Source organism: Neobacillus sp. (assembly GCF_031988165.1).
Taxonomy (GTDB): domain Bacteria; phylum Bacillota; class Bacilli; order Bacillales; family Cytobacillaceae; genus Neobacillus; species Neobacillus rhizosphaerae.
Map to the genome: position 1 here is coordinate 1 of NZ_DALZYO010000066.1, position 14,544 is coordinate 14,544.

A 14,544-nucleotide genomic window follows, 5' to 3' on the forward strand; every position below is an offset into this window, starting at 1 on the left:
ACTAGTTTCTATTGGTAATTGGAAGTAAAAAAACATGGCTTATATCCCCATTTCTGAAGAAAGGGGTTTTACGCAACTTTTTTGATAAGAAGGAAAATCTTAATGATTTGGAGAAAATAGAACCAATAACCTTGAATGGAGGAATATCATGATTCCACAAAAAGTAACTTTGCTTACATTAGGTGCATTCGATTTACCGATTCTTCGGAAATTTTATCAATCTTTAGGTTGGGAAGAGACTGAAATGAGCTCTGATCAATACGCTGTCTTTAAAACCGCAGGTGTCTTGCTTTCATTATTTCCGATTGAAGAGTTAGCTAAGGATGCCGGTATTGAACTAACAACATCCCCTGATACCTATCGCCCAGTGACCTTTGCCATTAACGTGGATCAACCAGAAGAGGTTGACATGACTATTGAAGAAATTCGAGAAGCTGGTGGGAAAATATTGAGAGAACCTAGCGATGCCTTTTGGGGCGGACGCACTGCCTATTTTGCCGACCCTGAAAACAACCTTTGGGAAGTGGCGTGGAATCCAACGTCTATTTTTGATGAACGCGGGGCAATGATATCTTTTTAAAAAACAACGCTAGGATGATCGATCCTAGCGTTTTCTGTTCCAATCTTCAGCCAACATTCCATAAACGATATGGTCCACATAATGATCATATAACCATTCGGCTTGTCTAATGCAGCCTTCCTTTACAAAGCCCAATCTTTCGGGAATACTTCTACTTTTTCTATTCTCTGCGGCCGCTCTTATTTCTACCCGGTTTAATTTTAACTCGCTAATAGCGTAGTCCGTCAAAGCACGGGCTGTTTTCGTCATTATTCCATTTCCTTGGTATCCAGCAGCAAGCCAATAACCAATAGTCGCCGATTTGTTCGACCAGTTGGTAACATTGAAGCCAGCCGTTCCGACAATTTCCCCTTTGTAAAGAATGACCCAATTCATACTCTTATTCTCGGTATGACCTTGTAAACACATTTGAATAAAACCTTTTGTATCGTCAACCTTTGTTGTCGTATCCAGCCAAGGGAGCCATTCTCGCAAGTGTCCTCTATTTTGATCCGTTAGCTCAAATATTCTTTCAGCATCCTTTAACTCGATTAACTTTAAAGAAACCTCGTCATCAATCCTATGGATAAACATCATACTCACCCTCTTCGCAATTGTCTTATTCTGTATGTTATCATATATTTTCAAAAAATAAGGAAAATTATCAAAAAAGTAAAGATCAACAATTATTCGACCTATCCGTGATTTCCTAGAAACTATTTTTCAACAAGTTTTTTAATAGATTTGATATGAAAAGCCCATTCTATCAAAGCCTGTTACATCTTTAATCAAACGATTAATTAGTATCGAAAAAACTAATCAAACGTTTGATTAAAATGGCATTAATGTTTATAAATAAAGGCTTTCCCTTCAAATTCCGCAAAAAATTATGTCGACAACTGAAGCTATCTTTTTTCATAGGAATGAAAAATATGGTGAGGATTGTCTATTCTCTGCAATAAATACACACTTCGACAAGTTTTCCTATGTTTCCTGATTAACCAAACGTTTGATTAGATTTAGGATAAACTCTTGAAACAAAAGGACTTTTTCCCGGGAAATGGTGAAAAGATTGTCGAAGATTGATTCGACTTTTTCTGGACAAAAATAGCCGGCAGAGAAAATTCTGCCAGCTGTCGGTTACCGCTTTTGTAATTCCTGTTGCAACAATTGATTGACCATTTGTGGATTGGCCTGACCCTTTGTCGCCTTCATCAATTGACCAACAAGGAAGCCAACTGCTTTATTTTTACCATTTTTAAAGTCTTCAATTGATTGCGGATTGGCATCAAGAACCTCAGCAATTATCTTGAGGAGCGTTCCTTCATCAGAAATTTGCACAAGACCTTTATCCTTTACGATTTGTTCCGCGTTGCCACCATGTTCAATTAACTCTTTAAAAACCGACTTAGCGATCTTCGAGGAAATCGTTCCGTTTTCAATCAACTTAATCATGCCTGCAAGTCCCTCAGGTGTTAATGCCACTTGATCAAGTTCTTTTTGCTCAGCATTCAAATAAGCAGAAACATCACCCATGATCCAGTTAGAAGCCAACTTTGCATCTGCACCACTAGTTACGGTCGACTCAAAGAAATCAGCCATTTCCTTTGTAATGGTCAACACCTTTGCATCATAAACGGGTAATCCAAGTTCTTCTACATAACGCTTTTGGCGCTGGTCCGGTAACTCTGGGATTTCGGCACGAATCCGCTCTTTCCAGTCCTCATCAATGAATAAATCAAGTAAGTCTGGCTCAGGGAAGTAACGATAATCATCCGAACCTTCTTTGACACGCATAAGTAGTGTAGCACCCGTTGCTTCATCAAAACGGCGTGTTTCCTGATCAATTTTTCCACCTGCAGATACCACTTCACGTTGACGCTTTTCTTCGTACTCAAGGCCTTTGCGAACAAAATTGAACGAGTTCAAGTTTTTCAATTCCGTCTTCGTTCCGAATTCTTCTTGTCCGACTGGACGAATCGAAATATTGGCATCACAACGAAGCGAGCCTTCTTCCATCTTACAATCAGAAACGCCTGTGTATTGAATGATGGACTTTAATTTTTCAAGATAGGCATAGGCCTCATCAGGTGTACGAATATCCGGTTCAGACACGATTTCCACTAGTGGAGTACCTTGGCGGTTATAATCTACTAAAGAATAACCTTTGCCATGGTTCAGTTTTCCAGCATCCTCTTCCAGATGAATTCTTGTAATTCCAATTCGTTTTGTATAACCATTAACCTCAATCTCTATCCAGCCATGCTCGCCAATCGGTTTGTCAAATTGCGAGATCTGATAGGCCTTCGGATTATCTGGGTAAAAATAGTTCTTACGGTCAAATTTCGTGTGCGTCGCAACTTCACAATTTATCGCCATCGCCGCTTTCATCCCGAACTCAACTGCTTTTTTATTAAGAACAGGTAATACACCCGGATAGCCAAGGTCGATCACACTTGTATTCGTATTTGGTTCAGCGCCAAAATGGTTTGGGCTAGCTGAGAAGATTTTTGATTCTGTTTTTAACTCAACATGGACTTCAAGTCCGATCACTGTTTCAAATTCCATCGTTTTCACCCCCTACAATTCTGGCTTCTGTTTATGAAAGTCTGTTGCCTGCTCAAAAGCATGGGCAACCCGGTAAATAGTGGCTTCATCAAAATACTTGCCGATGATTTGTAAGCCCAATGGCAGACCAGCGTCAAAGCCACATGGAACAGAGATTCCCGGCAATCCTGCTAGATTCAAAGGAATCGTTAAAATATCATTCGCGTACATGGTTAACGGATCCTCGATATTTTCGCCAATTTTAAAAGCCGATGTTGGCGTTGTTGGCCCGACAATCACATCATATTTGGCAAACACATCTTCAAAGTCCTTCTTAATCAATGTCCGAACCTGCTGTGCCTTTTTATAATAGGCATCATAGTAGCCGGAACTTAGCGCAAACGTTCCAAGCATAATCCGACGTTTCACTTCATCGCCGAAGCCTTCTGCTCTTGTTTTTTTGTATAAATCGATTAAACTTTCGGCTTCTGGGGTGCGATAACCGTAACGGACCCCATCAAAACGGGCGAGGTTTGCTGATGCTTCTGATGAAGAAAGCAAATAATAAGCGGCAAGAGCATACTTAGAATGCGGCAGTGATACCTCTTCCCAAACAGCTCCAAGATCCTCAAGAACCTTTAAGGCTGCTAGCACAGATTGGCGAACCGTTTCGTTGACACCCTCACCTAGATACTCTTTTGGTACCGCTATTTTAAGACCTTTCACATCACCTGTTAAGGCGCTAGCAAAGTTTGGAATGTCTACATTTGCTGATGTTGAGTCCATTGGGTCAAGCCCAGATATGGCTTGAAGTAAGTAGGCGTTGTCCTCAACCGTTCTAGTAATTGGCCCAATCTGATCAAGTGAGGAAGCAAAGGCGACAAGACCGAAGCGGGAAACGCGTCCATAGGTTGGCTTTAATCCGACGACACCACAAAAAGCAGCAGGCTGGCGAATGGAACCGCCTGTATCAGAACCAAGTGAGAATAATACTTCTCCTGCAGCAACTGATGCCGCTGAACCACCTGAGGATCCACCTGGCACCCTTTCAAGATTCCAGGGATTCTTGGTCTTTTTATAAGCCGAATTTTCGTTAGAGGAACCCATGGCAAACTCGTCCATGTTTAGCTTACCTATCGTCACAGTTTCCGCTTGTTGTAGTTTTTGAACAACGGTTGCGTCATAAATTGGATCAAAGTTTTCGAGAATCTTACTTGCACAGGTTGTTCGTAAGCCTTTTGTGACGATATTGTCCTTAACCCCAATCGGCATGCCAAAAAGCAAGCCTTTTGCGGCGTCAGTGTTGAGCTTCTCATCAAGTGATTTCGCTGATTGTCGTGCTCGTTCTTCATCAAAGGTTAAAAAGGCTTGGACCTTATCCTCAACCTGACCAATTCTCGTAAACGATTCATCAACAAGGTCAGTAACTGTTAGTTCTTTTTTATGTAAAAGCTCATGAAGATCTGAAACTTTATAATCAAATAGACTCACCTTTTCAATCCTCCTTCCCCATGATCGATGGGACTTTAATCTGCCCATCCTGATGATCTGGTGCATTTTTCAGTACCTCTTCACGCGGTAACCCTTGTTGTGGAATATCTTCACGCAATACATTTTTCATATCAAGCACATGGTTTGTCGGCTCCACATTTTCTGTATCCAGTTCATTTAACTGTTCTGCAAAGGTAATAATAGCGTCAAGCTGTTTGGTGAACGTTTCCGCCTCTTCTTCAGTGATTACCAAGCGAGCCAAGTTTGCAACATGTTTCACCTGCTCATTTGAAATTCGTGACATCTATGTTGACCTCCAATCCCAATGTTATTTTAATATTGATGATACCAAACTTTTCCGCGTTACCGCAATGATTCCTTCATCAGTATTGACAAGAGAGTGGTCTCTTGATCGTTTTTTTTGAAAAATAAATCTATTTTTCTCTTAATAATGGAAATATTTATTCCGATAAGCTCATCACAGACATTCATGATAACTTCGATTATAATGGTCAAAGAAGAGATAAATATGGGAGTGTAAGTGAATGAAAAAACGAAGACGGAAGAAATTCAAAACCTTTTTCGTGCTATTTTTGCTTTTTTGCGCTTTGGCCCTGTTTCAAACATATTTTCAACAAAGCCCCCCTCATAACACAAAAACCGATCCATTTGCAGACGTAAAAAAATATAGCTCTTTAATCCACAGTGAATTAGAAAAATATCAACTTGAAAGTTACACCTCGGTCCTCGTAGCCTTGATGCAGCAGGAAAGCCATGGCAAAGGCGGAGATCCGATGCAAGCTTCGGAATCTGCAGGTTTGGCACCAAACACTATTACAGACCCCAAACAAAGCATTCAAGTAGGGGTAAAACATTTTCAGAGGGTACTTACTTATGGGAATCAGAAAAAGGTCGATTTTCCCACCATTATCCAGGCTTATAACATGGGAAAGGGCTATGTTGACTATATCGCCCAGCACGGCGGTAAACATAGTGAGGAATTAGCGAAAGAATTCTCTCTTCTTCGGGTAAAAGAAAAGCCGAACCTTTATACTTGTGGCGGCAATAAAAATAATTTTCGTTATCCCTACTGCTATGGTGATTTTACCTATAGCACAAAGGTAACAAAAAATATGCAATTGTTAGTTGATAGTGTTCCAGTGACTAAAAACGAAAAAACAACCGGTGAGTCCTTTTAAACATTCACCGGTTGTTTTCTTTCTATTATTAACATTTGTTGAACCCCTATCATTTACCTGCTAATCTATTCTCCTGACCTTTTTACCAAACCAATGTATATATCCACAACGATGACATGTCAATATCATTGCCGAGCGATTGGCAAAGTCAAAGTTAAAAAAAGTGGCTAATGCTGTATTTAACTGGGCCTGCCCCTGCTCAAACCGGTCGTATTGACAATGAATACAGGTAACTTGTATTCCATTTGCCTGATATTGACCCGGTCCAAATGACTTCTTCATATTTTTCGCAAATAATTGAAAGAATCCTTTTGCCATCCAACTGCACCTCAATCCTATTCAGCTTAATTGAACACTTTCTTTTATCCTTATTCCGGAACCTCAATATAGTCTGCAACTCTAGCTTTCAATATTTCGATTAAATCCTCGTCCATGTAAGCATAATCATCAGAAATATCAAGATTGCAAATCTTTTTACCATTAAGCATGGATCCAAATCTATCTTGTAAGCGTTTGGCATGCTTTTTTTCCATGACAAAAATAAGCTCTGCCCAGCCAATATGCCCATTCGTCACCTTAATCCGCGCCCTATCTTCAGTTCCTGCAGACATGACATCATAGCCATTAAAATTGTGGAAAATCTTTTCTGCGGTCGGGCTCCGCCATTTATTTTTACTACAAACAAACAAAATTTTTATATGTTTTCCTCCTGAAAATGTTTTTTGTTTACGTGCTTCTTTTTCGAATGAATGATAAACAGAACAAGTTTAATAGGTAGATATCCCAATATTCCACCGAGGGTATTTAAAATTAAATCATCCACATCAAAGCTTCCAAATTCAAATATGAGCTGAAGCAATTCAAAGGTTAGACTAAGGCAAAAGGTTGCCAATAGAATAGTCCTGAGATTTTGAAACCTTTTTGTTAGCAATGGTAAAATAAAACCGAAAGGCATAAATCCGATAATATTCCCTACTAAGTTCTCAATCCGAATATTCAAATTGATATCCGCCAAAAACAAGTAAAAATAGATTGTTTTAAATGGGATAATGTTAGTCGAGCGCCAATGATATTCACTATATGTAAAATTAAAATGATTTATAATCTCTGATAAGGGAAAATATTTGAAAAGTATAAGTTTTGAAAGGATGGCAAGGTAAAGACAAAGAATTAGTGTTACGGTTATTTTTATCAAAATTTTCATTCCGTTACTGCTCCATTAATCGATTTACTATTACCATACCATATTTTCCAAAATATATGGGACTATAATAAATGAGGGGGGAATTAAAAATGGCTGAACATCGATTTCTATTAAAAGCCAACTGGCCCGGGTTACGAAATGACGTTGGGGAAATTGAGGCTGGCAACTTAAAAACAAAAGTTTCCATTCCACCTGAAATGGAGGGACCAGGGATAGGTACCAATCCAGATGAAATGTTGCTTGGGGCAGCGGCAACCTGCTATATCATTACGCTTGCGGCGATGATGGAACGCAGTGGGTTGCAGAAAAAAAGCTTAGCGATGGAATCAGAAGGCATTGTCGATGTTACCAAAGGAGTAATCACCTATAAAAAAATCATCCACCGTCCTTATGTTGTCTTGAAAACGGATGCCACTGAAAGAGACCTTGAATTGGCTAGAAGGCTTGCTAAAAAAGCTGAAACCTCCTGCATGATCAGCCGCGCTATTCAAGGGAATGTGGAAATTGAGCTACAGGCAAAAGTAGAAGTGGCCGCTAACTGAAGGTAAGCGGAGTTTAGCGCCTCATTTGGATAATTTGTGGCTTTGCTCGACGAATTCTGTCCTCATGAACACCTCATTTGACAGGTTCGGCCCTTGCTCGACGAGTTCTTTCCTTATGAAAACTTGCTTAAGTTTTCCAATCCCTTTTTTAAGTGTAAAAATCCATATGGTTTTTTTCTTTTTTATAATAGTCCAATCGGTCTTGCAGCGTACCTGTATGGAATTCAAATTTATGACCGTCTGGGTCGGTGAAATAAATCGACTTTTTATCCTTTTCATCTCTTAACCTACCAGGCAGAAAATTGACGCCCAACCGCTTAAGTTTCTCATACATTTTTGAAAAATCAGCTTCTTCGATTGAAAAAGCGATATGGGTATAAGACTGGTTTTTTTCATTACGCGGGATGTCTTTTTCTACATTAAGGGCGAGCCACATTCCATTTAAATCAAAATAGGCGGTACTTCTCCCCTTCACTAACAGCTTTGCCTCAAAAACTTCCCGATAGAATTCTATCGATCTATCTAAATTAGAAACAGAAAATAGCATATGGTTTATTCCATTTATCGTCATATAAGCACCTTTTTCTATAAATAAAAATAAAATAGCTAACAAAATTAACCACTAACCTAAAAATAACATAGACAAATAAAGACATATAATTGCTCCCATTTTTCATTAAGAGTAGTGCTTTAAGCAAATGACCTTCGTTTAGATAAACCCATTCCCTTCGTCAGTGAAATGTATGTCATTGATTGAATCTGCTATTATATTCCTTATGCACAGTAGCATTTTCTTGAGCCCAGAGTATAAGTTTTGTTTTTTCAAAATATAAATTTTCATTAACCGAAATATAAGGCAGCATCGTACCTTCAAAGCTTCCAGATGTTTCTAAACTTCTTTTTTCCGTAGAGATAATCATTTCGATTTCTTCAGTTTTTAATCCGAGAAATTTAGAGGCACCACCTAAATCAAGCATGATGCTGCTTTGTTCTGTGTTTTTACTTTTTGTATCGGTTGAAACGGATAAAGGCTTTGATGCGATAACGAAGCTGCCAATAATAATTCCTAGCGAGATAATTAAAGATGGTATCCAAAGTGATTTTTGATTCAACAAATTCATCCTCCATTTAATTGTTTTTTCAAGAATTGCCGTCTGTCAAAAATGGTTCGTACATCATAATCGCGTTATTTTCTGTAATGTATTCATCCTCAATCAGTTCTTGATTTAGGTTGTATGCCTTTCTATGAATCTTGTTATGTCTTACGTAACCGCCCCAGTACTCTTGGGTAATCCAGTGGTCTTTTTCATAGACCTCATATGTTCTTGTTAGAGGAGCCTCAGCTCTCCATTCCCCAACTAAATGGGTGTCTGTCAAGTAAACAACTAGTTGATACGTTTGATTCGTTTCATTTTTTATTTGTAAATCCAAGTAGTTATAGGCACAGGTTGCCCCGCTTCCGAACGGCTGGTTCCGTTTTGAATCGGGAAAAACATCGTAGCTATGACGATACCTTTCCGTAACCGACAATGGGGTATGAAGGGTCATCCAATAAATTAGATTCGATAATTGACACAAGCCCCCGCCTGTTCCAGTCGTTACTTTCCCGTAGTGGAGGATCATTCCATCAACATAACCTTTACGTTTATTCGTATTGCCTAATAATTTCCAATAGGAAAAGGTCTCACCGGGTTTTATGACAATTCCGTTTAAACATTTAGATGCTATATTTAAGTTGGTTACCTTATTATGTTGCAGCCACATATCAACATCCTTCAATTGACGTAGCAATGGGGTTTTGTGGGTGAAAATTACATATTTTAATTTGGAACCATCTATTTGCTTCGCATATTTTTTTTCGTCCGTGTACCATGCCCAATATCGCTTTAGTCGATAATACTTCTTACCCATATAGATCCTTAGTTGATTTCTCTTTATCGGTTTCTGTATTGGCATTTTTCTATTCCCTACTCCCAATAGTATGTTTATAGCGTCTCCTATATTTATTTTATGACGAATTTAACATTTTTTGTTAATATTTTGTAATATACAAATAAAAAGTGTGTGATTCTGTTTTGAAATCACACACTTTTATCGTTACTTTTTAAATATTTTTGCCAAAAACCCCTTATTCTTTTTGATTTCCTGTGGGACAACTTCCTTCTTGGTAATATAAATTTCTGCCTTGTCAATGGCATGGTCCATTGCTAAAACTAACCCAATCTCAGTATCATGTTCCTTATTGGTCACGATAGTGTGTTCAATTTTATATTTGGTGGCAAGTTTTACATACTTCGATAATTCCTCATAGTTCATGTTTCCATTTAATAAAAGATGGGACTGGGGGTTTTCCTTCAAATTCTGATCAACTTGAGGATAAACTTCTTCCTCAGCTACTTGGACCTTCTTTAAAGCAATTATGATTCGTTCTCGAATTGTGCCTAAGTATTTGCGCCGCTCATCTGGTTTGGTTTCTAAAGCTCCATATATACCTTGCTGTAAAACCTCGTCAACGGTAGGTTTTTTCAAAAAAATCAACTCCATTTAAAAAGGCTATTACTATGTATGATAATACCTCAAAAAGGGTTCCTTTCCAAATGTACAAGAAAAATTTGTTTAATAGACTAGTAAACTTTTCTTGTCCGAGCGTAAACTCGACCTATCCGACAGTAAACTCCCTCTATCCGACAGTTACACCTTCTCTTCCGACAGTAAACTCCTCCTATCCGACAGTTACTCCTCCTATTCCGACAGTAAACTCCTCCTATCCGACAGTTACACCTTCTCTCCCGACAGTAAACTCCTCCTATCCGACAGTTACACCTTCTCTTCCGACAGTAAACTCCTCCTATCCGACAGTTACACCTCCTCTTCCATAGTAACCACATCCTAACTAAAAAATCCCTCCCTCCAAAAAGGAGAGAAGGACGCTCACAATCAATGATTATTTTTTTGAAGCTGAGAATTGCGCTACCTCTGTTGAACCTTTCAGTGCTGTGGTTGAAGATGTTCCACCTGTGATGACCATTGATACTTGGTCAAAGTAACCTGTACCAACCTCACGCTGGTGGCGTGTAGCTGTATAGCCGTATTGCTCACTGTTGAATTCAGCTTGCTGCAATTCGGAGTAGGCTGCCATCCCGCGCTCTTTGTAGCCGCGAGCAAGCTCGAACATACTGTGGTTCAAAGCATGGAAGCCGGCAAGGGTTACGAACTGGAACTTGTAGCCCATTTTTCCAAGCTCCTCTTGGAATGTAGCAATCGTTTCTTCAGTGAGCTTCTTTTTCCAATTGAAGGATGGTGAGCAGTTATATGCTAGCAATTTACCTGGGAACTGTTCATGGATCGCTTCGGCAAATTGTTTTGCCTCCTCAATGTTTGGCTCGGAGGTTTCACACCAAATAAGGTCCGCATAAGGTGCATACGCTAAACCACGGGCAATCGCTTGTTCAATTCCAGCGTTAACTCGGAAGAAACCTTCCCCAGTCCGCTCACCAGTAATGAACGGCGCATCATTCATATCGATATCACTCGTAATTAAATCGGCAGCATTGGCATCCGTCCGGGCAACTAATACCGTTGGAACGCCCATGACGTCCGCTGCTAAACGTGCGGCAATCAAGTTACGAACCGCCGTTTGTGTTGGTAACAATACTTTTCCGCCTAAGTGTCCACATTTTTTCTCAGAAGAAAGCTGATCTTCGAAGTGCACGCCTGACGCACCCGCTTCAATCATCCCTTTCATTAATTCAAAGCAGTTTAACTGGCCACCAAAGCCAGCTTCGGCATCAGCGATAATTGGAGCAAACCAATCAACGGAATTGTCTCCCTCTGAATGAGTGATTTGGTCCGCACGCTGCAATGCTTGATTAATTCTTTTGACCACACTTGGAACACTGTTCGCTGGGTACAAGCTTTGGTCCGGATACATATGCCCCGAAAGGTTTGCATCTGCCGCCACCTGCCAGCCGCTTAAGTAGATGGCTTTCAGTCCTGCTTTAACCTGCTGCACCGCCTGATTTCCTGTTAACGCACCAAGGGCATTTACATAGTTCTCTTCATTTAATAGCTTCCAAAGCTTTTCAGAGCCTACCCGTGCTAATGTATGTTCAATATCGACGGAACCGCGGAGCTTAATGACATCCTCTGGCGTATACGGTCTAGTAATCCCTTGCCAACGCTTATCTAATTCCCAGCTTTCCTGCAACATAGTTACTCTCGAATCAGTCATTTTCAAATTCCTCCTAACAATCTAGTAAAATGTATTTTTATTAAAGCTTATAAAAAACATAGGCAATTTCTATAAAAGCTCATACCCAGGTAAGGTGATAAAGTCAGCAAATTCATTGTTTAATATTAAACCGTCAAATAATCTCACTGCTTCGTCAAACCGTCCCCCATCATAGGCTTGTTCGCCGATTTCCTGTTTGATTTTTTCCAATTCCTCAAGTTTCAATTGCTCATACATCTCAGCCGTTACCTTCCTGCCATCGTTTAGGTTGCCTTTCGGGTGGCGAATCCACTGCCAAAGCTGGGACCGTGAAATTTCAGCAGTTGCCGCATCCTCCATTAAATTGTAGATTGGCGCAGCTCCTCTTCCCGATAACCAGGAAGCCACATATTGAATGCCAACATTGATATTCGTGCGGACACCCGCTTCGGTAATTGTTCCACCGGGTACTTCAAGTAAATCCTGAGCGGTAACGGTGATTTTTTGCTGCTTGGCAGTATGAATTTGGTTCGCAACCGGCATTTCTCGGTTGAATACTTCTAACGCTACTGGCACAAGCCCAGGGTGTGCTACCCATGTACCATCATGACCATCATGGGCTTCCCGCTCTTTATCAACGCGAACTTTTCCGAATGCTTCTTCATTTGCCTGCGGATTATTACGAATTGGAATTTGAGCAGCCATTCCCCCCATCGCTGGGGCCTTGCGGCGATGACAGGTTTGAATCGTTAGTAAAGAGTACGAACGCATAAACGGTGCGGTCATCGTTACTTGGGAACGATCCGGAAGAATGACATCATCGTTGTTACGCAGTTTTTTCAAATAACTGAAAATATAATCCCATCTGCCACAGTTCAAACCGGCGGAGTGTTCCTTTAGCTCATATAAAATTTCATTCATCTCAAACGCAGCCATGATCGTTTCGATTAAGACGGTTGCTTTAATGGTACCTTGAGCAATTCCAAGTCTCTCCTGTGCATAGACAAATACATCATTCCAAAGTCGTGCTTCCAGGTGGCTTTCAAGCTTTGGCAGGTAAAAATAAGGACCCGATCCTCTTGCTAATAAATTTTTTACATTATGGAAAAAGTACATTCCAAAGTCGAAAAAACCTCCTGAGATTGGTTTACCGTTCAATAACACATGTTTTTCTTCTAAGTGAAGACCGCGGGCCCGTACGAACAGTACTGCTGTTTCCTCATTTAACACATATTTTTTTCCATTCGGATTTTCAAAACTAATCGTCCGATTTACTGCATCTCGTAAGTTGATTTGTCCCTCGATGATATTTTCCCATGTCGGTGAAGTGGCATCCTCGAAATCGGCCATAAATACCTTTGCACCTGAATTCAGAGCATTGATGACCATTTTGCGATCTGTAGGTCCGGTAATTTCGACCCGGCGGTCTTGAAGATCTTGCGGCAGTGGCGCAATCGTCCAGTCGCCATTACGGATCTGCTTTGTCTCAGGAAGGAAATCTGGCATTTTCCCGTGATTGATTTCCTCTTGGCGTTTTTGCCTGGACTGTAACAGTTCCACTCTTCTTGCGCCAAAGTTTTGCTCTAATTCTTCAATGAAATTCAATGCTTCGGGTGTCAAAATTTCTTCATACTGGGCTTTCAGAGCCCCAACCACTTCAATACCTGTCGTCTGAGTCGACATGAATTACATCACCTCTTTGTTATAATACAACAACCTTTATAGTTTCGTATTATATAACACATTTTCCAAAAGCGGAACTACTTTTCTGAAAATTTTATAAAAATAGGTAAAATTCCCCTATTGATATATAGTTAACTTTATAAAGATAGTTCAAAGAGCGTGATATATATCGTTTTTATGGAATGAGCATTCTGACCTATAGGGTCTAGGAGGTACGTTATGCAGTTAGTTGTGAAGGAAATGGATGATATTTTCGCAGAGGAAATATTAAATTGGAGCTATGATGCACCTTATGACTTTTATAACAATGAGTTCAGCGTGGACGCACGAAGTGAATTGCTAAATAACTCATATTTTGCAATTTTAGATCAGCAAGAAGAGTTAATTGGATTTTTCTGTATCGGAGAATCAGCAAAAGTACCGAATGGGACCTATTTTAACGCTTATCCCCAAGATTACCTAGATGTCGGCATTGGAATGAATCCAATGTTTACAGGTAAAGGGTTAGGGCTTTTATTTTTTTCATACATCCTTAATCATATTAGAGAAGTGCACGGTCCCTGCCCTATCCGCCTTACCGTGGCAGCGTTTAATACCCGGGCTATCCATCTTTACGAAAAACTTGGTTTTGTGAAGGAGATGGAGTTTTGTCAAAAGGATATTGTATTTAAAACTATGATTAGGAAACTTCCTAAATAATTAAGCGGACGTAGAGCGGTTCTACTTCGGCTTTTGCTCTCTTTTTCGGGCGAACGCCTACGTAGAGCACTTCTACTTTGGCTTTTGCTCTCTTCTTGAGGGGGAATGAACGCCTATGTAGAGCACTCCTACTTCGGCTTTTGCTCTCTTTTTTCGGGCGAACGCCTACGTAGAGCACTTCTACTTTGGCTTTTGCTCTCTTTTTTCGGGCCAATACCTACGTAGAGCACTTCTACTTCGGCTTTTACTCACTTTTTTCGGCGAATACCTCCGTAGAACCCTTCTACTTCGGCTTTTGCTCTCTTTTTTCAAGCGAATGCCTACGTAGAGCACCAATAGCCTTCATTATTACCACTTTTCGTTTTTTCCTCGATTTCGGTCACCAATAGTCTTCATTGGTTACCACTTTT

At 40.1% G+C, this 14,544-nt stretch carries 17 protein-coding genes; 4 read left to right on the forward strand and 13 right to left on the reverse strand.

Translation table 11 applies throughout. The features are described 5' to 3' along the window. Positions 1-148: 148 nt before the first annotated feature. Positions 149-580 (forward strand): VOC family protein, encoded by a 432-nt coding sequence (locus RTR43_RS24420; protein ID WP_312476371.1) that lies wholly within the window; start codon positions 149-151, stop codon positions 578-580. Between the two features lie 24 nt (positions 581-604). On the opposite strand, the gene RTR43_RS24425 is transcribed toward RTR43_RS24420, so the two are convergent. The 4 genes from RTR43_RS24425 to gatC all read right to left on the reverse strand — a co-directional run bounded on the left by RTR43_RS24425 (position 605) and on the right by gatC (position 4,901). After that, positions 605-1,153 (reverse strand): GNAT family N-acetyltransferase, encoded by a 549-nt coding sequence (locus tag RTR43_RS24425; RefSeq protein WP_312476409.1) that lies wholly within the window; start codon positions 1,151-1,153, stop codon positions 605-607. A gap of 546 nt (positions 1,154-1,699) precedes the next feature. Continuing rightward, entirely contained in the window at positions 1,700-3,127 is a 1,428-nt protein-coding gene (gene gatB, locus RTR43_RS24430) for an Asp-tRNA(Asn)/Glu-tRNA(Gln) amidotransferase subunit GatB (protein WP_312476373.1), read from the reverse strand. A 12-nt stretch (positions 3,128-3,139) separates the two neighbouring features. Then, a complete protein-coding gene (gene gatA, locus RTR43_RS24435) occupies positions 3,140-4,597 on the reverse strand; it encodes an Asp-tRNA(Asn)/Glu-tRNA(Gln) amidotransferase subunit GatA (protein ID WP_312476375.1) in 1,458 nt (485 codons plus the stop codon). A gap of 4 nt (positions 4,598-4,601) precedes the next feature. Continuing rightward, positions 4,602-4,901, reverse strand: coding sequence for an Asp-tRNA(Asn)/Glu-tRNA(Gln) amidotransferase subunit GatC (gene gatC / locus RTR43_RS24440; RefSeq protein ID WP_312476378.1), 300 nt, complete (start codon positions 4,899-4,901; stop codon positions 4,602-4,604). 241 nt (positions 4,902-5,142) lie between these two features. Here gatC and RTR43_RS24445 point away from each other — a divergent pair, with 241 nt between their 5' ends. Beyond that, positions 5,143-5,796, forward strand: a complete 654-nt coding sequence (locus RTR43_RS24445; RefSeq protein WP_312476380.1) for a lysozyme family protein — start codon at positions 5,143-5,145, stop codon at positions 5,794-5,796. A 60-nt stretch (positions 5,797-5,856) separates the two neighbouring features. On the opposite strand, the gene RTR43_RS24450 is transcribed toward RTR43_RS24445, so the two are convergent. From RTR43_RS24450 to RTR43_RS24460, 3 genes are read right to left on the reverse strand one after another with little or no spacing between them, the layout of a single operon-like run. Then, positions 5,857-6,114: a hypothetical protein gene (locus RTR43_RS24450; protein ID WP_312476383.1), complete on the reverse strand. Its 258-nt coding sequence runs from the start codon at positions 6,112-6,114 to the stop codon at positions 5,857-5,859. A 50-nt stretch (positions 6,115-6,164) separates the two neighbouring features. Further along, the gene (locus RTR43_RS24455) at positions 6,165-6,494 is read right to left on the reverse strand and encodes a low molecular weight protein tyrosine phosphatase family protein (protein ID WP_312476412.1); all 330 of its coding nucleotides are present in this window, start codon (positions 6,492-6,494) and stop codon (positions 6,165-6,167) included. Next, positions 6,491-7,000 carry a VanZ family protein gene (locus RTR43_RS24460; protein WP_312476386.1) on the reverse strand — a complete coding sequence of 170 codons (510 nt, stop codon included), beginning with the start codon at positions 6,998-7,000 and terminating at the stop codon, positions 6,491-6,493. The genes RTR43_RS24455 and RTR43_RS24460 overlap by 4 nt, the downstream gene beginning before the upstream one ends. Positions 7,001-7,089: 89 nt before the next feature. On the opposite strand from RTR43_RS24460, the gene RTR43_RS24465 reads away from it, so the two are divergent. Continuing rightward, positions 7,090-7,542, forward strand: a complete 453-nt coding sequence (locus RTR43_RS24465; protein WP_312476388.1) for an OsmC family protein — start codon at positions 7,090-7,092, stop codon at positions 7,540-7,542. A gap of 148 nt (positions 7,543-7,690) precedes the next feature. On the opposite strand, the gene fosM is transcribed toward RTR43_RS24465, so the two are convergent. The 6 genes from fosM to aceB form a co-directional block, all read right to left on the reverse strand. After that, positions 7,691-8,113, reverse strand: a complete 423-nt coding sequence (gene fosM, locus RTR43_RS24470) for a FosM family fosfomycin resistance protein (protein WP_312476415.1) — start codon at positions 8,111-8,113, stop codon at positions 7,691-7,693. A 175-nt stretch (positions 8,114-8,288) separates the two neighbouring features. Further along, positions 8,289-8,654, reverse strand: coding sequence for a hypothetical protein (locus RTR43_RS24475; RefSeq protein WP_312476391.1), 366 nt, complete (start codon positions 8,652-8,654; stop codon positions 8,289-8,291). 28 nt (positions 8,655-8,682) lie between these two features. Then, a complete protein-coding gene (locus RTR43_RS24480) occupies positions 8,683-9,498 on the reverse strand; it encodes a VanW family protein (RefSeq protein ID WP_312476393.1) in 816 nt (271 codons plus the stop codon). Between the two features lie 141 nt (positions 9,499-9,639). Continuing rightward, positions 9,640-10,071: a YueI family protein gene (locus RTR43_RS24485; RefSeq protein WP_312476397.1), complete on the reverse strand. Its 432-nt coding sequence runs from the start codon at positions 10,069-10,071 to the stop codon at positions 9,640-9,642. Between the two features lie 415 nt (positions 10,072-10,486). Next, positions 10,487-11,773: an isocitrate lyase gene (gene aceA, locus RTR43_RS24490; RefSeq protein ID WP_312476400.1), complete on the reverse strand. Its 1,287-nt coding sequence runs from the start codon at positions 11,771-11,773 to the stop codon at positions 10,487-10,489. 69 nt (positions 11,774-11,842) lie between these two features. Next, positions 11,843-13,435 carry a malate synthase A gene (aceB, locus tag RTR43_RS24495; protein ID WP_312476403.1) on the reverse strand — a complete coding sequence of 531 codons (1,593 nt, stop codon included), beginning with the start codon at positions 13,433-13,435 and terminating at the stop codon, positions 11,843-11,845. 219 nt (positions 13,436-13,654) lie between these two features. Between aceB and RTR43_RS24500 the strand changes: the two genes are divergently transcribed. Next, positions 13,655-14,134: a GNAT family N-acetyltransferase gene (locus tag RTR43_RS24500; RefSeq protein WP_312476407.1), complete on the forward strand. Its 480-nt coding sequence runs from the start codon at positions 13,655-13,657 to the stop codon at positions 14,132-14,134. Positions 14,135-14,544 lie beyond the last annotated feature (410 nt).